Source organism: Weissella tructae (assembly GCF_000732905.1).
GTDB lineage: Bacteria > Bacillota > Bacilli > Lactobacillales > Lactobacillaceae > Weissella > Weissella tructae.
Genome location: NZ_CP007588.1, coordinates 246,310 through 271,669 on the forward strand (window position 1 = coordinate 246,310; position 25,360 = coordinate 271,669).

Annotated in this window: 15 protein-coding genes and 3 rRNA genes; 17 read left to right on the forward strand and 1 reads right to left on the reverse strand. The window is 42.6% G+C overall.

Annotated features, from left to right (window positions below; genetic code table 11):
• The first annotated feature begins 5 nt into the window (after positions 1-5).
• From WS08_RS01205 to WS08_RS01285, 17 genes are all read left to right on the forward strand, one after another.
• Positions 6-1,088 (forward strand): carbamoyl phosphate synthase small subunit, encoded by a 1,083-nt coding sequence (locus WS08_RS01205; protein ID WP_009495413.1) that lies wholly within the window; start codon positions 6-8, stop codon positions 1,086-1,088.
• Positions 1,081-4,260 (forward strand): carbamoyl-phosphate synthase large subunit, encoded by a 3,180-nt coding sequence (carB, locus tag WS08_RS01210; protein WP_009495411.1) that lies wholly within the window; start codon positions 1,081-1,083, stop codon positions 4,258-4,260. Before WS08_RS01205 ends, carB begins: the two co-directional genes overlap by 8 nt.
• A gap of 37 nt (positions 4,261-4,297) precedes the next feature.
• Positions 4,298-5,023 carry an orotidine-5'-phosphate decarboxylase gene (gene pyrF / locus WS08_RS01215; protein ID WP_009495409.1) on the forward strand — a complete coding sequence of 242 codons (726 nt, stop codon included), beginning with the start codon at positions 4,298-4,300 and terminating at the stop codon, positions 5,021-5,023.
• On the forward strand, positions 5,016-5,660 hold the full coding sequence (pyrE, locus tag WS08_RS01220; RefSeq protein WP_009495407.1) for an orotate phosphoribosyltransferase: 645 nt from the start codon (positions 5,016-5,018) through the stop codon (positions 5,658-5,660). Before pyrF ends, pyrE begins: the two co-directional genes overlap by 8 nt.
• Before the next feature lie 120 nt (positions 5,661-5,780).
• Positions 5,781-7,025: a glycosyltransferase family 4 protein gene (locus WS08_RS01225; RefSeq protein ID WP_009495406.1), complete on the forward strand. Its 1,245-nt coding sequence runs from the start codon at positions 5,781-5,783 to the stop codon at positions 7,023-7,025.
• Entirely contained in the window at positions 7,018-8,040 is a 1,023-nt protein-coding gene (locus WS08_RS01230; RefSeq protein ID WP_009495404.1) for a glycosyltransferase family 4 protein, read from the forward strand. The genes WS08_RS01225 and WS08_RS01230 overlap by 8 nt, the downstream gene beginning before the upstream one ends.
• Positions 8,041-8,043: 3 nt before the next feature.
• Positions 8,044-9,066 (forward strand): lysylphosphatidylglycerol synthase transmembrane domain-containing protein, encoded by a 1,023-nt coding sequence (locus tag WS08_RS01235; RefSeq protein WP_009495402.1) that lies wholly within the window; start codon positions 8,044-8,046, stop codon positions 9,064-9,066.
• 89 nt (positions 9,067-9,155) lie between these two features.
• Positions 9,156-11,249: an LTA synthase family protein gene (locus tag WS08_RS01240; RefSeq protein ID WP_009495399.1), complete on the forward strand. Its 2,094-nt coding sequence runs from the start codon at positions 9,156-9,158 to the stop codon at positions 11,247-11,249.
• 445 nt (positions 11,250-11,694) lie between these two features.
• Positions 11,695-13,266, forward strand: a 16S ribosomal RNA gene (locus tag WS08_RS01245).
• Between the two features lie 267 nt (positions 13,267-13,533).
• Positions 13,534-16,440 (forward strand): 23S ribosomal RNA (locus WS08_RS01250).
• 93 nt (positions 16,441-16,533) lie between these two features.
• Positions 16,534-16,650 (forward strand): 5S ribosomal RNA (rrf, locus tag WS08_RS01255).
• Together the 16S, 23S and 5S rRNA genes form the textbook arrangement of a ribosomal RNA operon.
• A gap of 145 nt (positions 16,651-16,795) precedes the next feature.
• Positions 16,796-18,784 (forward strand): methionine--tRNA ligase, encoded by a 1,989-nt coding sequence (gene metG / locus WS08_RS01260; protein WP_009495356.1) that lies wholly within the window; start codon positions 16,796-16,798, stop codon positions 18,782-18,784.
• A gap of 54 nt (positions 18,785-18,838) precedes the next feature.
• Positions 18,839-20,983, forward strand: a complete 2,145-nt coding sequence (locus tag WS08_RS01265) for a cation:proton antiporter (protein ID WP_009495357.1) — start codon at positions 18,839-18,841, stop codon at positions 20,981-20,983.
• Positions 20,984-21,059: 76 nt separating this feature from the next.
• Complete coding sequence (locus WS08_RS01270) at positions 21,060-21,863, forward strand: TatD family hydrolase (RefSeq protein ID WP_038566617.1); 804 nt, start codon at positions 21,060-21,062, stop codon at positions 21,861-21,863.
• Positions 21,863-22,417 (forward strand): ribonuclease M5, encoded by a 555-nt coding sequence (gene rnmV / locus WS08_RS01275; protein ID WP_009495359.1) that lies wholly within the window; start codon positions 21,863-21,865, stop codon positions 22,415-22,417. The genes WS08_RS01270 and rnmV overlap by 1 nt, the downstream gene beginning before the upstream one ends.
• 3 nt (positions 22,418-22,420) lie before the next feature.
• Positions 22,421-23,317 (forward strand): 16S rRNA (adenine(1518)-N(6)/adenine(1519)-N(6))-dimethyltransferase RsmA, encoded by an 897-nt coding sequence (gene rsmA / locus WS08_RS01280; RefSeq protein WP_009495360.1) that lies wholly within the window; start codon positions 22,421-22,423, stop codon positions 23,315-23,317.
• Positions 23,318-23,364: 47 nt separating this feature from the next.
• Positions 23,365-24,729 (forward strand): hemolysin family protein, encoded by a 1,365-nt coding sequence (locus tag WS08_RS01285; RefSeq protein WP_009495361.1) that lies wholly within the window; start codon positions 23,365-23,367, stop codon positions 24,727-24,729.
• A gap of 112 nt (positions 24,730-24,841) precedes the next feature.
• On the opposite strand, the gene WS08_RS01290 is transcribed toward WS08_RS01285, so the two are convergent.
• A complete protein-coding gene (locus WS08_RS01290; protein ID WP_009495362.1) occupies positions 24,842-25,075 on the reverse strand; it encodes a Veg family protein in 234 nt (77 codons plus the stop codon).
• Positions 25,076-25,360 lie beyond the last annotated feature (285 nt).

Sequence of the window (25,360 nt, forward strand, 5' to 3'; positions counted from 1 at the left end):
AAAACATGAAACGCTATCTCGTATTAGAAAATGGATCAGTATATGCAGGAGAAGGATTTGGGGCGAAGAAATCCGTTGTTGGGGAATTAGTCTTTAATACGGGAATGTCTGGATATCAAGAATCAATTACTGACTTGTCATACCAAGGTCAAATTTTGACTTTCACATATCCACTAATTGGTAACTACGGTATCAACCGTGATGATTTTGAATCATTCACACCCGCAGCGACTGCGATTGTGACACACGAAATTGCACGCCGTCCATCGAACTGGCGTTCAGAAATGTCAATCAGCGAATGGGCAGAACGCCATGATCTACCAGGAATTACAGGGATTGATACACGTGCGCTAACAAAAGAATTGCGTGATTCAGGGGTTATGAAGGCAACAATCGTTGATGAAATTACACCTGAATTAGTAACTGAATTAGGACAAGCGGTTTTGTCTAAGCAACAAGTTGCGGAAGTTTCAACTAAGAAGCCATATGTGAACCCAAACTTAGGACCAACAATTGCATTGATTGACTTTGGTTTGAAGAACTCAATTCTACGTGCCTTGGCTAAGCGTCAAGTGAACGTTATCGTCTTCCCTTCAACATCAACGGCTGCGGACGTATTGGCAGTGAACCCAGATGGAATTCTACTATCAAATGGACCTGGTGATCCAGAAGACGTTGCGCACATCTTGCCAGTGATTCGTGAACTGCAAGCAGTGAAACCTTTGATGGGAATCTGTTTGGGACACCAATTGTTCGCACTTGCGAATGGTGCTAAGACATACAAGATGAAGTTTGGACATCGTGGATTTAATCACGCCGTTAAGGCAATCGGGCGTTCACGTGCCGACTTTACATCACAAAACCACGGATATGCAGTTGATGCAGATTCATTGGTTGGAACGGACTTAGAAGTAACACAAGTAGAAATTAATGATGGATCAGTTGAAGGAATTCGTCTGACAAATCGTCCAGCGTTCTCAGTGCAATATCACCCAGATGCTGCACCAGGACCACATGACGCAGAATACCTATTCGATGATTTTCTAACAATGATTGCGGTTGACAAGGGGGAAGCAAACAATGCCTAAGCGTACAGATATTAACAAGATTTTGGTGATTGGTTCAGGGCCAATTGTTATCGGACAAGCTGCTGAATTTGACTATTCAGGAACACAAGCGGTTATGTCTTTGAAAGAAGAAGGTTATGAAGTTGTTTTGGTTAACTCAAACCCAGCAACAATTATGACTGACACAGAAATGGCTGACCAAGTCTACATCGAACCATTAACACTAGAATTTCTAGAACGTATCTTGCGTAAGGAACGTCCAGACGCTATTGTGCCAACTCTAGGGGGACAAACAGGGTTGAACATGGCCAAGGATTTGGCAGAAGCGGGTATCTTAGCGGAGCTAGATATCGAACTTTTAGGGACTAAGCTTTCAGCGATTGAGGAAGCTGAAGACCGTGAAGAATTTAAGGCATTGATGGAACGTTTGGATGAACCAGTGCCAGAATCAACAATTGCCACAACGATTGAAGAAGCTGTTAACTTCGCAGAAGAAAATGGTTACCCAGTGATTGTTCGACCAGCCTACACACTTGGTGGAACTGGTGGTGGAATCGCCGCAACACGTGAAGAATTGTTGGAAATTTCAGAAACTGGTTTGGAATTGTCACCAGTAACACAAGTATTGATCGAACGTTCAATCGCCGGATTTAAGGAAATTGAATTTGAAGTGATGCGTGACCGTGCCGACAACGCCTTGATTGTTGCATCAATGGAAAACTTTGACCCAGTTGGTGTGCACACAGGAGACTCAATCGTTGTAGCGCCAGTGCAAACTTTGTCAGACGTTGAATTGCAAATGATGCGTGATGCTGCTTTGAAGATTATTCGCGCCTTGAAGATTGAAGGTGGAGTTAACATCCAAATGGCTTTGGATCCTGAATCAATGAAGTACTACATCATTGAAGTTAACCCACGTGTGTCGCGTTCATCAGCCCTAGCATCAAAGGCAACTGGTTACCCAATTGCGAAGATGGCTGCGAAGATTGCGGTTGGTTTGACACTAGATGAAATCATGAACCCTGTTACAGGGACAACAAAGGCTGAACTTGAACCAGCATTGGACTACGTGATTGTTAAGATTCCACGTTGGCCATTCGACAAGTTCCAATCAGCTGATCGTCATCTAGGAACACAAATGAAGGCAACTGGAGAAGTTATGGCCATCGGTCGTAACATCGAAGAAGCCATGAACAAGGCTGTACGTTCACTAGAAATCGACGTTACAGGTTTGAACGACATGCGTTTTGAAGAAGTTGGCACAGAAGCATTGCTAGACTTGCTAATGCCAGCACGTGATGATCGTCTATTCATGATTGCAGAATTACTACGTCGTCATGTAACACCAGAAGCGATTCACGAACGTACAAAGATTGATTTCTTCTTCTTGGACAAGTTGGTTCGCATCGTTGAAATCGAACAAGCATTGGCAGAAAATGTCGCTGATGTGGACACATTGGAATTGGCTAAGAAGAACGGATTTGCGGACACAACAATCGGTGAATTCTGGAAGATGTCAGGGGATGATGTGAAAGCATTGCGTGCCGAACACGGAATCATGCCAGTTTATAAGATGGTAGACACTGTTGCCGCTGAATTCGAATCACAAACACCGTACTACTACTCAACATACGAAAAGGAAACAGAATCAGTGCGTACAGAACGCGAAAGCGTGCTAGTACTTGGTTCAGGACCAATCCGTATCGGACAAGGTGTGGAATTTGACTATGCAACAGTTCACGCGGTTAAGGCCATTCAAGAAATGGGCTATGAAGCGATTATCATGAACTCAAACCCTGAAACAGTGTCAACTGACTTCTCTGTTTCAGACAAGTTGTACTTTGAACCATTAACAATTGAAGATGTTATGAACGTCATCGATTTGGAACAACCTAAGGGAGTTGTGGTGCAATTCGGTGGACAAACAGCCATCAACTTGGCCGCACCTTTGGCAGAACGTGGTGTGCAAATCTTGGGAACAACAGTGACTGATTTGGACAAGGCTGAAGACCGTGAAGAGTTTGACCAAGTAATCAAGCGTCTTACATTGACACAACCAGTTGGTAAGACAGCCACAACAATTCCAGGTGCCTTGGCAGCTGCGGAAGAAATTGGTTACCCAGTCTTGGTTCGCCCATCATACGTTTTGGGTGGTCGTGCCATGGAAATTGTTGGTAATGCCAACGAACTAGAAGACTATATGCACCGTGCAGTACAAGTTTCAAATGACCATCCTGTCTTGATTGACTCATACTTGGTAGGGGATGAAGCTGAAGTTGACGTCCTATCTGACGGTGAAACAGTTGTTATTCCTGGAATTATGGAACACATTGAACGTTCAGGAGTGCATTCAGGTGACTCAATGTCAGTCTACCCAACACAATCATTGTCACAAAAGGTTAAGGACGAAATGGTTGCGGCCTCAATCGCCTTGGCTAAGGAATTGAAGACTGTCGGATTGATGAACGTACAATTTGTTATCCATGATGACACTGCGTATGTGATTGAAGTTAACCCACGTGCCTCACGTACAGTACCATTTATCTCTAAGGTAACTGGATTGCCACTAGCACAATTAGCAACAAAGGTGATGCTAGGACAAAAGCTTTCAGACCTAGGACTAGAAACTGGTGTGGTACCAGAAAGCAAGGATGTCCACGTTAAGGCGCCGATCTTCTCATTCACGAAGTTGCCAATGGTGGACTCATTGCTTGGACCGGAAATGAAGTCAACTGGTGAAGTTATGGGATCAGACCGCACATACGCTAAGGCATTGTACAAGGCGTTTGAAGCAGCGAATACAAAGATTCCAACTTTCGGAAACGTATTGTTCACGATTGCAGATGATGGTAAGGAAGAAGCACTTAGCTTGGCTAAGCGATTTGACCGTCTAGGATTCCAAATGCTAGCAACAGCAGGAACAGCGCAATTCCTATCAGAAAACAACTTGCGTGTCTCAGTTTTGGACAAGATTGGGGAATCTGATAACAACGCAGTTACAGCGATGCGTGATGGTCGCCTACAATTAGCGATTAACACAACAAAGCCTGATGAATCAGCTGAAAACGACGGACGTTTGATCCGTAGCGCAGCGATTGAAAATGCTGTACCACTATTTACAAACTTTGACACAGTTGACGCGCTGTTGCATGTACTTGAAGCGCGCGCATTTGATGTCAATCCAATGGCATAAATTGAAGTTATTATAAGAATTAACGGGAGGGAAAGACATGACAGTACCCATTTTTATTGCGTTAGATTTTCCAACAGCTGATGAGATGTGGGATTTCTTGTCTGCATTTCCAAGTGATGAGTTACCAGCTGTAAAAGTTGGGATGGAATTATTTTACGCAGAAGGACCTAGTTTAGTCCGTGATTTAAAAGCGGCTGGATTTACAGTGTTCTTGGACTTAAAGTTATATGACATCCCCAATACAGTTGGGCAAGCAGTTAAGAACTTAGCGAAATTGGACATTGATTACTTAACTGTCCATGCAGCTGGGGGACAACGTATGATGGAAGCGGCCGTTGCTGGTGCAAAAGAAGGAGCGGCAACAGTTGGTGTGAAAGCGCCTAAGCTACTAGCCATTACGCAACTAACATCATTTAGTGAGTCTGAAATGCAAGCCACACAACTTGTATCGGTTCCATTAGAAGAATCAGTTGTACACTTAGCGCAACTTGCACAAAAGTCAGGAATTGATGGCACAATTTCTTCAGCCTTTGAATCAAATATGATTCATGAAGCGGTGGGGAATGAGTTCCTATCAATTACACCGGGAATCCGTTTATCTGGTGATGATCAAGGTGATCAAAGTCGAGTTATGACACCAGCACGGGCAGCAGAAATGACAGCCGACGGATTGGTTGTGGGACGATCAATTACGCAAGCGAGTGATCCCGTTAATGCTTATCAATTAGTAGTCGAAGGATTTGAAGAGGTAAAAAATGGTTAATTATCAACAAGCAGTTGCGAGTGCGTTACTTGAAATTGGTGCGGTTAAGTTCCAACCAAACACACCTTTTACATGGGCATCAGGTTTGAAGAGCCCTATCTATACTGACAACCGTCAAACAATTAGTTATCCAGAAGTACGTGATACCATTGCGAATGGACTAGCTGCATTAATTCGTGAAAAGTACCCAGACGCCAATGTTATTGGTGGGGTTGCAACGGCGGGAATTCCGCACGCAGCATGGGTTGCACAAGTGATGAACTTGCCAATGGTGTATGTTCGTTCAAAGCCAAAGGATCACGGCGCAGGTAACCAAATTGAAGGTCGCGTTGATGGCGACAGTCATGTTGTTTTGATTGATGATTTGATTTCAACTGGTGGATCAGTATTAGGTGCTGTTGATGCAGTACGTAAGGCTGGGGCACAAGTAGATGGTGTTGTATCAATTTTCTCTTACGAATTGCCAGCCGCAGATGAAAACTTTGCTGCAGCAAACACAGCATTTGCACCGCTAACAACGTATTCAGAATTGGTAGCAGCAGCGGGAGAACAAGGGCAATTAACGGCAGAAGAAATGCAAACTCTAACAGAATGGCGTAAAAACCCAAGTGCATGGAGTGATGCGCATCAAGGTTAATTGACAAGCTTAAATCACAAGAAGACGCTGAAAAGCGTCTTTTTTTGATGGTTAAATTTACAATGCCTCCCAATTATTGGTAAAATAAGGGAATATCATTTTTTATGAAAGGTGCCCAAAATGAAAATTGGATTGTTTACAGATACCTACTTTCCACAAGTCTCAGGAGTAGCGACGTCCATTAAGACATTAAAAGAACAGCTTGAAGCACAAGGACATGAAGTGTATATCTTCACGTCAACAGATCCGAAGGTGAAGAAGCCAACAATTGAACCGCATATTTACCGTTTTTCAAGTATGCCTTTTATTGGTTTTAAAGACCGTCGTATTACTTACCGAGGTGGCTTCCAAGCGTTGCAAATTGCAAAGAAACTGGAATTGGATTTGGTACACACGCAAACTGAATTTTCTTTGGGATTAATCGGGAAGTTCGTTGCGCGTCAAATGAAAATCCCGGTCGTGCATACATTCCACACGAATTATGAAGATTATCTACATTATGTTGCGAATGGTCGTTTAATTCGACCTGCTGATGTGGCCTTAATTGCGCGCTACTTTTTGAATAGCATGACAGCCATTGTGTCACCATCACAACAAACATTCGATACATTGATGAAGTATAAGGTACAAACACCCGTTGAAATTATTCCAACAGGTGTCAAAGTAGCGCATGATCAATCTACTGACAACAGTGTTGAATTACGCGCGAGTCTAGGACTGGCACAAGATACACCTGTTTTGATGTCAATTGGTCGTGTGGCCTTTGAAAAGAATATTGATCAAGCGTTGTCAGTCTTTAGCGAAGTCTTGAAAGATATCCCTAATGCGATGTTCGTTATCGTTGGTAATGGACCAGCTATGTCGTCATTGAAGGATCACGCTGAAGCAATTGGTATTGCAGCATCTGTGATTTTTGTGGGTGAAGTCAATCATGATCAAATCTATGGTTACTACCGTGTTGGAGATGTCTTTGTTTCTGCGTCAACGTCTGAAACACAAGGACTGACATTTATTGAAGCTATTACAGCGGATACACCAGTTGTGGCTATGCACAGTGATTATATGGATACCATTGTCATTGATGAAAACATTGGGACATTGGTCGACAATGGTGAAGAAATGGTTGAACCGATTGTACGTTACTTACAAGCTAAGCAAGTAGGGGACGTTATTGGTGACCCAACAAGTCGTGCCGCCATTCTGCATGAAATTGATGAACGTACTTTTGGTACGCGCATTAATGATTTTTACGAATTTGCATTTACGCTATACCATGCGGATGCACAGACAGATGAAGATGATGATAATGACGCGGAATACGCGCGTTCATTCTTGCATCCATTTAGGAGAGATTCACATGATTAAAATTACAATGTTCTCAGCTGCTGAAACAGTACCTGGGCAAGGGGTTGGTTCAGCTTATCGTGAACTAGTAAATCTATTGCAAAAGAAGTTCCCAAAGGAATTGGACTTGCAATTCAACACGTTGAAAAAGACAGACATCAGCCATTACCACACGATTAACTTTAAATATTTCTTGAGCACATTCTTGCCCAAGCGTGGTCGTAAGCTTGGTTATGTCCACTTCATTCCAGAAACACTAGAAGATTCAATCAAGTTACCACGTCCAATTAAGAACATGTTCTACTGGTATGTGATGACCTTTTATAAGCGTATGGATCACTTGGTTGTTGTGAACCCAACATTTATTGATAAGTTGGTTGATTTAGGTGTGAAGCGTGAACGCGTGACCTATATTCCTAACTTCGTTGCAAAAGAAACATTCTATCCAATGACTGCGGAAGAAAAGCTAGACGTGCGAAACAAATTAGAGATTCCACAAGATGCTTTTGTTATTTTAGGGGTTGGACAAGTACAAGAACGTAAAGGTATTTGGGATTTCATTGCTCTAGCAGAAGCAAATCCTAACTGGCACTTCATTTGGGCCGGTGGATTTTCATTTGGTGCGATGACTGCGGGATATGAAGAATTGAAGAAAGTGGTGGATAACCCACCTGCTAATTTGCATTTCCCAGGGATTGTTGATCGTAGCTTAATGAATGACTACTACAATGCAGCAGATGTATTCTTGTTGCCAAGTTTTACAGAACTATTCCCGATGTCAGCGTTGGAAGCGTTCAGTACAGGAACACCGACTGTGTTGCGTGATATTGAATTATATCGTGCGATTTTAGATGGTTACTATGTTCCTGCCGATGGCCGTCCGGGGATGCAAGAAGCTTTGCAACAACTTTCAGAAGATGAAGCATTTTCAGCAAAGCTATCTCAAGAAGCGTTGGCAGCATCTGATCGTTATTCAGAAGCGAATGTCGCTGAAATTTGGCTGGACTTCTATGCGCAACAAAAACAAGAGGGGTAATCCATGTCACGTCGTAATTTGATTATTTTTATCACGATGTTACTATTTGGATGTTTGATCTTCGCTTGGTCATTTAGAGACGTTAGTTTGCAACAATTTATGATGGATATGCAATCAGCTAATCTTTGGTGGTTAGCCGTTGCGGTCTTGTGCATGGCAATGTACTTATTGTTGGAAGCGGCTGTTGTGAAATTATTTATTGATGAAACACATCAAAAGTTATCATGGCGTGATGCGATTCGTGTTCCGTTGGTAGAACAATTAGGTAATGGGATTACGCCATTTGCTAGTGGTGGACAACCTATGCAATTAGTTGCGTTAATGCAAGCGGGGGTTGAAGCCGGAAAAGCGGGTTCAATCTTAACGATGAAGTTCATTATTTACCAAGGTATGATTGTTGTGAATTTCATTTTGGCTTTGATTGTTGGGTATCAATATATTCATGATAAGCTACAAGAATGGTCAACTATTGTATGGTTAGGATTTGGTATGCACGTTATTGTCGTGATGACGTTGCTTGCCTTGATGTTTTTGCCACGTATTACAAATAGTTTGGTCAACATCACATTCCGTATCATTGGACGTTTTTCAGCTAAAAAAGCAGCAGAATGGCGTCCGGCAGTTGATGAACAAATTGAAGGATTTCATCAAGAGAGTTTAGTGATGAAGGCGAATATGCGTTATGTAATTGGCGCAGCGGTCATTACATTTGTTCAATTGATGTTCTACTATATGATTCCGTACTTTATTTTGTTGTCATTAGGTGCGAAAAATGTCGATGTTGTGCTAATTCTAGCGCTCCACATTTTGATTGTGATGGTGATTTCACTATTTCCGATTCCAGGTGGATCGGGTGGTGCTGAAGTTGGATTTGCGGTCCTATTTCAACAATTCCTGCCCACACATGCTAAATTGATGTTAGCAATGTTGTTGTGGCGTTTGATTACGTATTATTTGGGGATGGTGGCAGGTGTTATTGCCTTCGGTATTCCAACAACAAAACAAAAAATGCGTCAAACAAATTAATTTAGGTTCAATTAATGCCCTGCTGTTACCATATACTATTGGTGCACGGGCTTTTTCAATTCAAAAAAATTTAGATGGGGTATATCATCATGAAGAATGTTGTGACAGCGCTAAAGCGTGGGTTATTAACAACAACGATGGGATTCTTTATCCTGAACGTCTTCTTGATTTGGCTAAAAACATATTGGTCATATCACGAAAACTTTTCATTAGGGGTAGCAGGATCTACGCAGCAATTTTTGCTTTTCTTTAATCCAATTCCAACAGCGATTATTTTAATTGGTATTGGACTTTACTTTAGAGGGAAGATTGCTTATTGGATTATGCTGTTAATGAACTTAATCCAATCTGTATGGCTATTCTCAAATATGCTTTACTATCGTGAGTTTTCAGATTTCTTATCAATGAACATCATGACTTCAGGTGGTTCAGCTGGAGAAAACTTATCAAAAGCGTTGGGTGGCTTAATTAAGCCGACTGACTTCTTAGTTTTCGTTGATATCATTATCATCGTGGCTTTGTTGGCCTTTAGCGTGATGAAAGTGGATCATAAGCGTCTACGTACACGTGTGGCTTTGAGTTTGACAACATTGGGATTTGTTTTGATGTTTGCAGGCTATGGCTTAGCGGAAAACGACCGTTCAGGACTGTTAACACGTACATTTGATAATAACTATATTGTTAAATACTTAGGGCTAAATGAATATGCGGCTTATAACATCTATAAGACGCAACAAACAGCTAAGGTCCGTAACAAAGCGGTCGAGGCAGACCTTAAACCCGTTCAAAAGTTCGTGACGGATAATCAAACAACACAAAATCCTGAATACTTTGGTCAAGCTAAGGGTAAGAACGTTATTATGTTCCATTTGGAATCTTTCCAACAATTCTTGATTGATTACAAGGTTGACGGAGAAGAAGTAACACCGAACTTGAATAAGTTCTATCATGACCAATCAACATTGGCATTTGATAATGTTTACAACCAAGTTGGACAAGGTAAGACTGCTGACGCAGAAATGATGTTAGAGACTGGCTTGTTTGGAACTGCATCAGGATCAGCCATGGTTAACTATGGAACAACCAATACCTTCCAAGCAGTGCCGGGAATTCTTGGGCAACAAGGATATACTTCAGCGTCCTTCCACGGAGCAGGGGCAAGTTTCTGGAATCGCGATAATACGTATAAGTCATGGGGATATGATTTCTTCTTCAGTAAGCCTTTCTATAAGTATGCTGATGATGAGAAGAACAATTATGGTTACGGATTAAAGGACAAGTTGTTCCTAAAAGAGACGGCTGGTTACTTAGATCAAATGCCACAACCGTTCTATTCAAAAATCATTACGGTGTCAAATCATTATCCTTATGATTTTGATGACCAAAATATCTCAATTAAAAAGACAAATACAGGATCAAAGACGGTTGATGGGTATGTGCAAACTGCCCGCTACTTAGATCAAGCATTCGGTGAATTCCTACAATACTTGAAGGACTCTGGTCTGTATGATGATACATTGCTAGTGTTGTATGGTGATCATTATGGTATCTCAGAAAACCATCCGAAAGCCATTGCTACACTATTAGGAAAAGATGAAATCAATGATGTTGATTTGATGAACTGGCAAAAAGTACCATTTATGATGCATGCGCCAGGTATCAAGGGATATGAAGATCACACATATGGTGGTGAAATTGATATCATGCCAACGGTTTTGAACCTGTTGGGTGTCTCAACTAAGGACAAAATTATCTTTGGGCAAGATATGCTGGCTAAGGATAACAAGCAAATCGTTTCTTTCCGTAATGGAAATTGGGTAACAGACAAGTATATGCGTAGTGGAAGCAAGTACTACGATATGCAATCTGGTAAAGAGGTTTACCCTGAATCTGATGAAGCGGTGAAGAAGTACGTCAAGAAAACACAAGATCATGTTAATGCAACCTTGATGAATTCTGATGCTGTACAAACGAGTGACCTACTTCGTTTCCATGATTTAGAGAACTTTACGCCTATTAAGCCACGTGATTATTCATATAAGGTGAATGATACGATGGATAAATTGAAGACTCTTGAGAAAACTCATGACACTGTCATGAAGAAGAACAAGGGAAAAGAAACAAGCTATACGACTGATGCACCGGAAATTGGTGGTAAGCCACAGACAATTAAGGGTGAATAACCGCATCTTGTTTTTGACCCTTTTATAGTAGGAAAAGTAAACCAATCTACATTTTGTAGATTGGTTTATTTTTTTTTACAAATAGTGTTGACAGTAGAGCATCTAGTCTGTAATATAGTAAAAGTTGTCAGGGGCAAGCAAGACAAGCCAACCCTTAGGGGCGCAAGTCATTTGCTCAATCGCTTCTCAAAAAAGTTTCAAAAAACTTTTGAGAAAAGCGTTGACATTATCATCCTCTCGATGGTATGATAATTAAGTTGTTTCAGGGAGATGCAAATCAAACAAAAGCAACGAAGTAGATCATTGAAAACTGAATATCGTTTCGATGTAACAAATGTGTAGGTCGACCAACTATTAGTTGGTCCAAACATTTGCGAAGTCAATTCGCTAGTAAATTCGTTTAACATCTGTTAAACAACAAAAAAATTGAGTTATACTCAAACTTCAAATTGAGAGTTTGATCCTGGCTCAGGATGAACGCTGGCGGCGTGCCTAATACATGCAAGTCGAACGCACTGTGGTTCAACTGATTTGAAGAGCTTGCTCTGATATGACGATGAACATTGCAGTGAGTGGCGAACGGGTGAGTAACACGTGGGAAACCTACCTCTTAGCGGGGGATAACATCTGGAAACAGATGCTAATACCGCATAACACTAGCAACCGCATGGTTGCTACTTGAAAGATGGTTCTGCTATCACTAAGAGATGGTCCCGCGGCGCATTAGTTAGTTGGTGAGGTAATGGCTCACCAAGACGATGATGCGTAGCCGAGTTGAGAGACTGATCGGCCACAATGGGACTGAGACACGGCCATACTCCTACGGGAGGCAGCAGTAGGGAATCTTCCACAATGGACGAAAGTCTGATGGAGCAACGCCGCGTGTGTGATGAAGGGTTTCGGCTCGTAAAACACTGTTGTAAGAGAAGAATAGCATCAAGAGTAACTGCTTGGTGTGTGACGGTATCTTACCAGAAAGGAACGGCTAAATACGTGCCAGCAGCCGCGGTAATACGTATGTTCCAAGCGTTATCCGGATTTATTGGGCGTAAAGCGAGCGCAGACGGTTTTTTAAGTCCGAAGTGAAAGCCCACAGCTTAACTGTGGAAGTGCTTTGGAAACTGGATGACTTGAGTGCAGTAGAGGAGAGTGGAATTCCATGTGTAGCGGTGAAATGCGTAGATATATGGAGGAACACCAGTGGCGAAGGCGGCTCTCTGGACTGTAACTGACGTTGAGGCTCGAAAGTGTGGGTAGCAAACAGGATTAGATACCCTGGTAGTCCACACCGTAAACGATGAGTGCTAGATGTTTGGGGGTTTCCGCCCCTAAGTGTCGCAGCTAACGCATTAAGCACTCCGCCTGGGGAGTACGACCGCAAGGTTGAAACTCAAAGGAATTGACGGGGACCCGCACAAGCGGTGGAGCATGTGGTTTAATTCGAAGCAACGCGAAGAACCTTACCAGGTCTTGACATCCTTTGACCACGCCAGAAATGGCGCTTTCTTCGGGGACAAAGTGACAGGTGGTGCATGGTTGTCGTCAGCTCGTGTCGTGAGATGTTGGGTTAAGTCCCGCAACGAGCGCAACCCTTATTACTAGTTGCCAGCATTCAGTTGGGCACTCTAGTGAGACTGCCGGTGACAAACCGGAGGAAGGTGGGGATGACGTCAAATCATCATGCCCCTTATGACCTGGGCTACACACGTGCTACAATGGCAAGTACAACGAGTCGCTAACCCGCGAGTACGCAAATCTCTTAAAGCTTGTCTCAGTTCGGATTGTAGGCTGCAACTCGCTACATGAAGTCGGAATCGCTAGTAATCGCGGATCAGCACGCCGCGGTGAATACGTTCCCGGGTCTTGTACACACCGCCCGTCACACCATGAGAGTTTGTAACACCCAAAGCCGGTGAGGTAACCTTTTAGGAGCCAGCCGTCTAAGGTGGGATAGATGATTAGGGTGAAGTCGTAACAAGGTAGCCGTAGGAGAACCTGCGGCTGGATCACCTCCTTTCTAAGGAAAATCGGAAACCTACACATTCGCATTGAAACGATATTTAGTTTTGAGTGGTTTACACTCAAATAGCAACGTAAGTTGTGAGACTTAGTTCTTTGAAAACTGAATAATATTGTAAATTTTAAATTCATTTCAAATTAATTATTTAATTAAATTGAGCCGAAAAAAATACACCGCGTAATTTTTTGAGTTTTTTAAATTAGTTTAAATCGCATGTGGCCTTGAGCCACATACTCAAACTTGAATCATCAACGTAAGTTGATAGGTTAAGTTATTAAGGGCGCATGGTGGATGCCTTGGCACTAGGAGCCGATGAAGGACGGGACTAACACCGATATTCCCCGGGGAGCTGTAAGTGAGCTTTGATCCGGGGGTTTCCGAATGGGGGAACCCAGCTTGTGTATGCAAGTTATCACCTGATGAATACATAGTCAGGTTGAAGGTAGACGTTGTGAACTGAAACATCTCATTAGCAACAGGAAGAGAAAGAAATATCGATTCCGTCAGTAGCGGCGAGCGAAAACGGAAGAGCCCAAACCAATGTGCTTGCACATTGGGGTTGTAGGACTGTCGTTGTGGAGTTACAAAGTTGTTTGTTAGCAGAATCAGCTGGGAAGCTGAGCAGGATAGGGTGATAGCCCCGTATGCGAAAACAAATAACCTCCCGTACAGGATCCTGAGTACGGCCGGACACGTGAAATCCGGTCGGAATCCGCGAGGACCATCTCGCAAGGCTAAATACTCCCTAGTGACCGATAGTGAACCAGTACCGTGAGGGAAAGGTGAAAAGCACCCCGGAAGGGGAGTGAAAAAGTTCCTGAAACCATGTGCCTACAAGAAGTCAGAGCCCGTTAATGGGTGATGGCGTGCCTTTTGTAGAATGAACCGGCGAGTTACGATAACGTGCAAGGTTAAGGTGGAAAGACCGGAGCCGTAGCGAAAGCGAGTCTGAAATGGGCGCTTGAGTACGTTGTTGTAGACCCGAAACCAGGTGACCTACCCATGTCCAGGGTGAAGGTGCGGTAAAACGCACTGGAGGCCCGAACCCGTGCATGTTGAAAAATGCTGGGATGAGGTGTGGGTAGCGGTGAAATTCCAATCGAACTTGGAGATAGCTGGTTCTCTCCGAAATAGCTTTAGGGCTAGCCTCGGAATGAAGCGTGTTGGAGGTAGAGCACTGTTTTGGTGCGGGGCCCATCTCGGGTTACCAAATTAAGATAAACTCCGAATGCCAATCACGTATGTCCGGGAGTCAGACAGTGAGTGATAAGATCCATTGTCGAAAGGGGAACAGCCCAGATCGTCAGTTAAGGTCCCTAAGTGTGTGTTAAGTGGAAAAGGATGTGGAGTTGCATAGACAACTAGGATGTTGCTTAGAAGCAGCCACCATTTAAAGAGTGCGTAATAGCTCACTAGTCGAGTGATTCTGCGCCGAAAATGTACCGGGGCTAAACACACCACCGAAACTACGGGTGCCACGTAAGTGCGCGATAGGAGAGCGTTCTATGGGCGATGAAGTCAGACCGTGAGGACTGGTGGAGCGCATAGAAGTGAGAATGCCGGTATGAGTAGCGAAAGACAGGTGAGAATCCTGTCCACCGTATGACTAAGGTTTCCTGGGGAAGGCTCGTCCTCCCAGGGTTAGTCGGGACCTAAGGCGAGGCCAAGAGGCGTAGTCGATGGACAACAGGTTGAGATCCTGTACCAGGTGAACATGTTTGAACGATGGAGGGACGCAGAAGGCTAACAGATCCCAGCTGATGGATATGCTGGGTTAAATCATAAGTCTTAGAGTGAGTTAAATGCTTGCTCTTCCAAGGACAAGTGATGATGAGGACCGAAATAAAGTAGGGAAGTCTGTGATGTCACGCTGCCAAGAAAAGCTTCTAGTTAGTGTTTACCTGCCCGTACCGCAAACCGACACAGGTAGTCGAGGAGAGCATCCTAAGGTGAGCGAGTGAACTCTCGTTAAGGAACTCGGCAAAATGACCCCGTAACTTCGGGAGAAGGGGTGCTCAGCGAAAGCTGAGCCGCAGTGAATAGGCCCAGGCGACTGTTTATCAAAAACACAGGTTTCTGCAAAATCGTAAGATGACGTATAGGGCTGACGCCTGCCCGGTGCTGGAAGGTTAAAAGGAGTGCTTAGCGCAAGCGAAGGTACGAATTGAAGCCCCAGTAAACGGCGGCCGTAACTATAACGGTCCTAAGGTAGCGAAATTCCTTGTCGGGTAAGTTCCGACCCGCACGAAAGGCGTAACGATCTGGCACTGTCTCAACGAGAGACTCGGTGAAATTTAAAGACCCGTGAAGATGCGGGTTACCCGCGACAGGACGGAAAGACCCCATGGAGCTTTACTGTAGCTTGATATTGAGTGTTTGTGCAGCTTGTACAGAATAGGTAGGAGCCGTTGAAATCGGAACGCTAGTTTCGATGGAGGCATCAGTGGGATACTACCCTCGTTGTATGACCACTCTAACTCACATCGCTTATCGCGATGGAAGACAGTGTCTGGCAGGCAGTTTGACTGGGGCGGTCGCCTCCTAAAAGGTAACGGAGGCGCTCAAAGGTTCTCTCAGAATGGTTGGAAATCATTCGTAGAGTGTAAAGGCACAAGAGAGCTTGACTGTGAGACTTACAAGTCGAGCAGGTACGAAAGTAGGACTTAGTGATCCGGTGGTTCCGCATGGAAGGGCCATCGCTCAACGGACAAAAGCTACCCTGGGATAACAGGCTTATCTCCCCAAGAGTCCACATCGACGGGGAGGTTTGGCACCTCGATGTCGGCTCATCGCATCCTGGGGCTGTAGTCGGTCCCAAGGGTTGGCTGTTCGCCCATTAAAGCGGTACGCGAGCTGGGTTCAGAACGTCGTGAGACAGTTCGGTCCCTATCCGTCGCGGGCGTAGGAAATTTGAGAGGAGCTGCCTTAGTACGAGAGGACCGGGGTGGACGTACCTCTGGTGTATCAGTTGTTCCGCCAGGAGCATCGCTGAGTAGCTATGTACGGATGAGATAAACGCTGAAAGCATCTAAGTGTGAAACTCGCCTCGAGATGAGATTTCCCATTCTTTATGAAGTAAGACCCTCAAAGATGATGAGGTAGATAGGCTAGAAGTGGAAGTGCGGTGACGCATGGAGCGGACTAGTACTAATGGTTCGAGGACTTAACCAAGTTGAACAAAACGTGGTGTTAAGGCTCAATTAAAGAGTGAAGTAAAATTTACATATTATTCAGTTTTGAGAGACGTAAGTCTTGAAAATATCGTGTTGTGATGATGGCATTGAGGCCACACCTGTTCCCATACCGAACACAGAAGTTAAGCTCAATAGCGCCAAAAGTAGTTGGGGGATCGCCCCCTGCGAGGATAGGACGTCGCAATGCAAACGAGAAATACCATCAGAAATGATGGTATTTTTTTTGTTATATAAGAAATTATAGTCTCGAATTTTGCTATAATAGAAGTAACCGCCAATTCTTGGCAAAAATAAGCACCTTACTCATTCGTATGGTCGTCGGAGGTAATAACATGACTGAAAATAAAACATTCTATATCACTACTCCTATTTACTACCCATCAGGGAAGTTACATATTGGGAATACATACACAACGGTGTTGGCTGATGCGGAAGCGCGTTACCACCGCTTGTTAGGTGAAGACGTGTACTTCCTAACAGGAACAGATGAACACGGATTGAAGATTGAACAAAAAGCTGAAAAGCTAAACATGACGCCTAAGGCATACGTTGATGGTATGGCTGCGGACATTCAAAAGTTGTGGGATTACTTGGACATCACAAATGATGGCTTCATCCGTACAACAGATGAACAACACGAAAAGGCAATCCAACGTATTTTCAAGCAATTCGTTGATCAAGGTGACATCTACAAGGGTGAATATGAAGGTTGGTATTCAGTTGATGATGAAGAATACTTCACAGAATCACAACTAGAAGAAGTATACCGCGATGATGCTGGTAAGGTTATCGGTGGTAAGGCACCTTCTGGTCACGAAGTTGAATTGGTGAAGGAAGAATCTTACTTCTTCAAGATGAGTAAGTACGCTGACTGGTTGACAGAATACTACGAAACACACCCTGATTTCGTGCAACCACATTCACGTATGAACGAAATGATGAATAACTTCATCAAGCCAGGACTAGAAGACTTGGCTGTTACACGTACTGCCTTTAAGTGGGGAGTACCTGTCGCAGATGATCCAAAGCACGTTGTTTATGTTTGGATTGATGCATTGTCAAACTACATTACTGCACTAGGATATGGATCAGATGACGATGCGTTATTTGAAAAGTTCTGGCCAGCTAATGTCCAACTAGTTGGTAAGGAAATTGTACGTTTCCACGCGATTTACTGGCCAATTATGTTGCATGCATTGGGATTGCCATTGCCAGAAAAGTTGATGGCGCACGGTTGGTTGACAATGCGTGACGGTAAGATGTCTAAGTCTAAGGGGAACGTTGTTTACCCAGATACTTTGGCTGACCGTTACGGTGTTGACGCTGTACGTTACTACTTGTTGCGTGCAATGCCATTTGGTAACGACGGAATCTTCACACCGGAAGACTTTGTGTCAAAGTTGAACTATGACTTGGCCAACGATTTGGGAAACTTGTTGAACCGTACAGTTGCGATGATTAACAAGTACGAAGATGGTGTTATTCCAGCATTGAACACTGGTAAGACAGAATTTGATGCAGACCTAGTACGTGTTGCAAATGAATCAATTGCAGCATACAACGAACACATGGAAGGCGTGCGTACATCAGACGCATTGGCTGAAGTATGGAAGTTGATTTCACGTGCTAACAAGTACATCGACGAAACAACACCATGGGCACTTGCCAAGGATGAAGAACAAGCAGAAACATTGAGCTCAGTAATGGCTCACTTGGCTGCCTCACTTCGTGTCGTTGCGATTATGTTGCAACCAGTTTTGACTAAGGCTCCAGCCAAGATTTTTGAACAATTAGGATTGGCAGAAACGAACTTGCAAATCACTGGTTTGAAGTTTGAAGACTTAGTTTCTGGTGGACGCGTTGTTGCTAAGGGAGAACCAATCTTCCCACGTGTAGACGTTGAAGCTGAAGTGAAGTACATTCGTGAAGAAATGACTGGTACAAAGCCAGCCGTAGAAACAACAGAAGAAGTAGCAGAAGTAGAAGGTAAAGCAATGATTGAATTTGATGATTTTGACAAGGTTGAAATGCGTGTTGGAAAGATTGTAGACGTCTCAGAAGTTGAGAAGTCAAGCAAGCTTTTGCGTATCAAGCTAGACGATGGTACTGAAAATGGACGTACTATTTTGTCAGGAATTAAGAAGTTCTATCCAGAATATGCAGAACTTGTGGGGAAGAACATCGCATTCGTTGCGAACTTGAAGCCTCGTAAGATGATGGGCGAACTGTCTGAAGGTATGATCCTATCAGCAGAAAAGGACGGCAACGTAACGTTGACATTCTTGCCAGAATCTATTGAAGCTGGATCTGAATTAGGATAATCAATCAGGCCGCCATTTCGATGGGGGCCTGATTTCATTATTGGGAGAAAAAATATGACTTTATTTGGGGCAATTGCCTTGGTGTTGATGGCGATTATTGGTGCCAACTTACTAGCACAAATGTATCCAACCATTCCACAAGCATTTTGGCAAATTATCATGGGGATTTTAATTGCGTTTATCCCAGGTGTGGGTGCGCAATTAATTATTAATCCTGAATGGTTTATGTTACTGATTATTGCACCATTATTGTTTTATGAAGGACAACAAACGCCATTGAGTGTGTTGTCTAAAAATTTTGGCGCAATTATTAAATTAGCGGTGATTTTGGCCATTGTAACGGTTATCATTGTGGCTATTTCCGCTGAACAAATTCTCTTGTGGCCAATTCCGTTGGCAGTAGCATTAGCCGCTATTGTGACGCCAACAGACGCGACTGCATTGGATTCCGTAACTGCAGGAGTGGAAATGCCGTCAGGTCTGCAAAAGGCGATGACTTTAGAATCTCTTTTCAATGACGCTGTTGGTTTGGTTGTATTGGAATTAGCGTTGCTATGGTTAGCAACAGGACGCTTCTCATTTTGGGAAGCATCTACGGTCTTTATGATTGCTGCGATTGGTGGATTAATCGTAGGGGTCTTGTTAGGGATTGCATTGGTGTACATTCGTCAACATTTGATGCGTTATCAATTGAATGATATGACGGCGCAACTGTTGTTGCAGATTTTGAGCCCAATGTTTATCTACATGATTGCTGATAGCCTACATGTTTCAGCGATTATCGCAGTGGTTATTGCTGGAGTTGTGCATAACGAAGAACGCGAAAAACTACAATTTATGTCTACTCGCTTCAGTAATCTCTCTAACCAAGTGTGGAATGTGATTGCACAAGTGTTAAATGGTGTGGTCTTTGTTTTGCTTGGATCAGGATTGGTTCGTATCTTAGTAGATAATGAAAATACACCATGGCAAACACTTGTTTGGCTAACATGGGTCAGTGTGATTATTTATGTTGTGATGTTGGTTGTTCGTTATATTGCGCGTAGTCGTAGTAATCGTAAGCACATTGCAGAAGCATTTGAGACAGAAGAAAAGTATCACCAACGAGATGCGTTGATTTTCTCTGTTGGTGGAGTTCACGGAGCCATGACCATGGCCATGGCCTTATCCGTGCCATTCGTTTTGGACAATGGTAATGTTGTGCCATTCCGTGATGAAATCTTGTATATCGCTATTATTGTTATTATTTTGAGTCTAGTTGTGCCACTGATTGTCTTGCCTCGTATTTTGCCGAAGGTAACGCCAGAGTATTCTTCTGAAGAATTCCAAGAAGCACACTTACGAATGATTCAAGCGGGAATGAACTATGTTGAAAGCCAAGATGTACCGCAATCAACACAAGCGGTTATTTATGATCATTTGAAGCGTCAAGTTGGGTATGAACAACCATTTGAAAAAGATGTTTGGGCACAAGCAAACCAAATTTTGGCAGATGCTAATATTGCGACAATTCAAGAAGCCATGGCAGACAATCAAATTTCATCAGATGCCTTGTTGTTGTACCAACGTATGATGGCGCAAGAACAACGCAAGTTGGGAATGTCACGTTTCCATATTATTGGACACAAAATTATGGCACGTCTTGATCGCTTAGCGACTTACTTACTAAGTGAAGAAAAGCGTGAAGAAAAACAAAAAGCACGTGTTGAACATTTCTTGCAATATGAAGAAGACCGTATTGCTTTGTTGCCTCCTGAGAAGCAACCTGAACTGAAAGCTTTGTTGGATCACCAACGAGAATTTATGAAGGATGCATCTGCTAACGACTGGAAGCAACATCTAACAACATTCAAGGATTACGAGCATGAGCGTTGGAATCATGCAGCGCTTGAATTAGATACTTTGTTGTCTCCACCTGTGGATGTTGAAATTGCGGAATTGGAACAAAATCCAGAAAACACGCAATTAATTTTGGCTATGCGTAAAATTATGCAACGTCGTCAACACAATGTGGAAGCAGCGGTGCAATCTGATACAGAAGTACATGGTGTTTTGTTTGCAGCATTGCAAGCTGAATTAACACAGGTACAAGACAGCTTAGCAAATCATGAAATTTCACATAGTTTGGCCACAACACTATGTAGTGAAATTACGGCTGCACAAGCCTTAATCATGGAAACAGAATCTACTTCATATTAGGTAGGCTATTGTATCGTTGTAAATTTTGCTATTATATAAATAAGCAAAACATGTACAAAGAAAATCGAGGTAAATAATGGCAACTTATGACCCAACGAACCGTCCCGCAGATGCCTACGATACGCACACACATTTGAATGAAGATGTCTTCTGGGATGATGTAGCGACGTATTGGGATCGTGCACGAGAATTCCGTGTTGTAGAAATGAATAACATTGGGTATGACCGTGAAGGAAACGAACGTGCAATTGAAATGGCACATAAATTCGAAGGTATGCATGCTATTATTGGTTGGCAACCAGGCGATGTAGCTGGATTTACTGACGAAGAATTTGACATTCTAAAAGTTCAAGCACAAGATGAGGTTGTCGTTGGTCTTGGTGAAATGGGACTAGATTACTACTGGGAATCTAACCCATCACCAGAAGTCCAAAAAGCGGCGTTCTCACGTCAATTAGCCTTAGCCAAGGAATTGAACTTACCTGTCACAATCCACGCTCGTGATGCCTCTGATGGCGTATATGAGCTATTGAAGTCACACAATGTCAGTGACTTTGGTGGTGTGATGCATTCCTTTACCGGAGATGCTGAAGAAGCTAAGCGTTTCTTAGATTTGGGTATGTATATTTCATTCTCTGGAATGGTGACATTTAAAAATGCCAAGGAGATTAAAGAAGCGCTACAAGTCGTTCCTTTAGATCGTCTATTGGTTGAAACGGATGCTCCGTTCTTAGCGCCAACACCAATGCGTGGAAAGCAAAATGAACCTATGTTTGTTCGTCATACAATTGAGAGTGTGGCAGAACAACTTGGCATGACTTATAACGAGTTAGCTGAGATTACAAAAAATAATGCGCATCGTTTATGGTTGGATAAGTAATGATTAAAGAAGTTATCGTTGTTGAAGGAAAGGCAGATACACAAGCGATTCGTCGTGTTGTAGATGCTGAAACGATTGAAACAAATGGTTCGGCGTTGTCAGAAGAAACACAACGTTTAATCAAACAGGCGGCCCAAACACGAGGCATTATTGTGTTTACAGATCCTGATTTCAATGGAGAAAGATTACGTAAAATCATTACCAATATCGTGCCAGATGCGAAGCATGCTTTTCTAACCAAAGATGAAGCTGGTCGTCAGATTAAGCATCATAGTTTAGGGATTGAATATGCTACTGATGATACATTGATACACGCGTTGTCTGAGCTATCAACGGTGGCTGCAGAAACGTATCAATCTGACATTACTAAAGCTGATTTGATGCGATTAGGATTGTTAGCTGGTCCTGCGGCAGCGCAGAATAGACAAGCAATCGCGGAAGCTTTAAATCTAGGCTATGTAAATGGTAAGCAATTACTAAAACGATTAGAAATGTTTGGCATTACCTATGCCGAACTAGAACAAACACTCACAGAAATAAGAAAGGAATCTTAATTAATGAACGAACGACCTGATATTGCAACACCAGTCCGCACGCAAGCGATTATGAATGAATTTGGTATCAACACTAAAAAGTCACTTGGACAAAACTTTTTGACTGATATCAACATTTTGACAAATATTGTTGCTGCTGGTGATGTAACAGAGAACGACAATGTTATTGAAATTGGACCTGGAATTGGAGCCTTGACTGAACAATTGGCTCGTAATGCAAAGCAAGTATTGGCTTTTGAAATCGATGACCGCTTGATTCCGGTATTGGCACACACATTGGCACCATACGATAATGTCACTGTTGTCCACGAAGATATTTTGCAAGTTAACTTGGCAAAAGAAATTCAAGAACGTTTCGATGACCCAAGTGCGCCATTGAAGTTGGTAGCGAACTTGCCATACTACATCACGACACCAATCTTAATGCAAGTTCTACAATCTGGTGTTCAATTCGATAGCATTGTTGTTATGATGCAAAAAGAAGTTGCTGACCGTATTTCAGCGGCACCAGGAACAAAGGATTACGGTGCGCTAACACTAGCTATTGAATACCGTATGAATGCTAAGTTGGCATTTACAGTGTCACGTAAAGCATTTGTGCCAAATCCGAATGTGGATTCAGCGATTATTGCGTTGACACCACGCGAACCATTGGCTGTTTTGCCCAAGGATGAGACAAAAATGTTCTCACTATTTAAGATTGGATTTGCAATGCGTCGTAAGACATTGTGGAACAATTTGATTACGGCCTTCGGTAAGGATGATGAAACAAAAGCAAAGTTAACAAATGCGCTTGCTAAGGCGGATTTGGATCCTAAGGTGCGTGCTGAAAAGCTGACACTTGAAGATTTTATTAATTTGCACAATGCTTTATTTGACGAAGGCGTTTATAGCGCTTAATATAGAAACATAACAATAAAAATATAATTTTTGAAAGAAGGTATCTCATGGATTCTGGTCCGTCTATAATCTTAAACTTAGTCGTTATTACTGTCATTTTGCTGTTGGCAATTCTGTTTACTCTAACAGAATATGCTCTTGTTAAGGTTCGTCCTAGTGCTTTGCGCGTTATGCAAGAGGAGTCAGACAAGCCTCTGCCTAAGGTCGAAAAAGCCATCTACATGGTGGACCATTTAACAGAATATCTTTCAACAGCTCAAGTCGGAATTACACTAACTTCTTTGATTTTAGGTTGGTTGGGGGAAAGTTTTATTGCTGGATTGATTTTATCAGCTGACATTTTGCCACCACACATTGCAAAGTCAGTTTCATCAATTGCCGCTATTTTGCTTTTCACATTTATTCACGCCGTCTTTACTGACTTGGTGCCTAAGAACATTGCGATTGACAAGCCAGTTCCTGTCTTGTTGGCGATTGTGCGCCCTGTGATTTTCTTCCATATCTTGCTTTACCCAATGATTTGGTTGTTTGATCGTACAGCTGCGGTTGTAACACGTATGCTAGGGTACAGTCCTCATCCTGATGAAGACATCTACTCAGAAACAGAAATTTTGTCACTTTCTTCAGACTCTGTGAAGGCTGGAGAAATTGATCAAGAAGATCTACAATTCATGAAGCGTGCCTTTGAAATGAACGATAAGGTCGCTGAAGATATCATGATTGACCGTACACAATTGATTGTTGTCGATGTGACGGATTCAATTAAGGATGGATTGAACACATACCTTGAAGAAAAGTTTTCACGTATGCCAGTTGTGGCAAACAACGATAAAGACAAGATTCTAGGTTATGTTTACTCATACGATATCGTGCGCCAAGGTCGTATCAATGATAACGCCTCAATTCGTACAATCTTACGTAACTTGCCAAACGTCTCAGAAAATCAACCGATTACTGACGTGTTGCATGAAATGATTGAACACCGTGTCCCAATGGTTGTTGTTAAGGACGAATATGGTGGAACATCAGGAATCGTAACCGATAAGGACATTTACGAAGAATTGTTTGGAACAGTTCGTGATGAAATTGATGATGTTGCCGATGATTTGATTGAAAAGATTGCATCTGATGATGCAGGTCAAATGCATTATAAGGTTTCAGGAAAGATGACGTTGTATGACTTTGAACGTTTCTTCCAAGAAACAATTCGATCATTTGAAGAATCAGAAATGGTAACGTTGACAGGATACATTCTAGAAATGGATCCTGAACCAGTTGTGGGTAAGGCTATTCGCGTAGCGAACTTTGACATTACACCACTAGACTTTAAGGATGCGTACATTAATGAATTTGAAGTGGTACAATTACCACTAGATACTATTAATAGTGACGAAGTGCTTGATGTCGAATAATCAAAAAGACCTACTAAATATTTAGTAGGTCTTTTTTGTTTGTCATTATTGCTAAAATTAGGGTAAATAAAAACACCGCTAGCGAACTAGCGATGCTTTTATCTAATCATTCTTATAGAAATGTGATTTCAATGTTTTCAGTTAGCACATCAGCATAGCTGAATGATGCACGATCAAATTCATTTCCAGGTTGCTTTAAATCAAGAACGAATACTGCTGGGAAAGTTTCACGTACAATAGCATCGTGTTCGATGGTACGGTGGCGGCTTTCATGAGTAACTAATCGGACATCACCCCCAATATGATCATCCAATTGTTGCTTGATTTCGTTTAAAACTAAAGGCATACACATACTTCCTTTCGCGAGACACTCTCGCATTTCAGTTCCGAAGAGCTGACATATGAACATCGTTAAAAAACAATAAGCACTTGATTAAGTATACCAGAAAATCACTACAAATACAATTTGTACAGCTATACCAACGATTGTGAAGGCATGAAAAACGCTGTGAAAGCTTTTGCAGAGCGTTTGATTGGCATGCAATATCGTGTATAGGCAAGAGGACAGCTCGGCTAATTTACACAGCGAAAAACTTAAAAATCCAGTATAATTTAAGCAGCACTGGGCGTT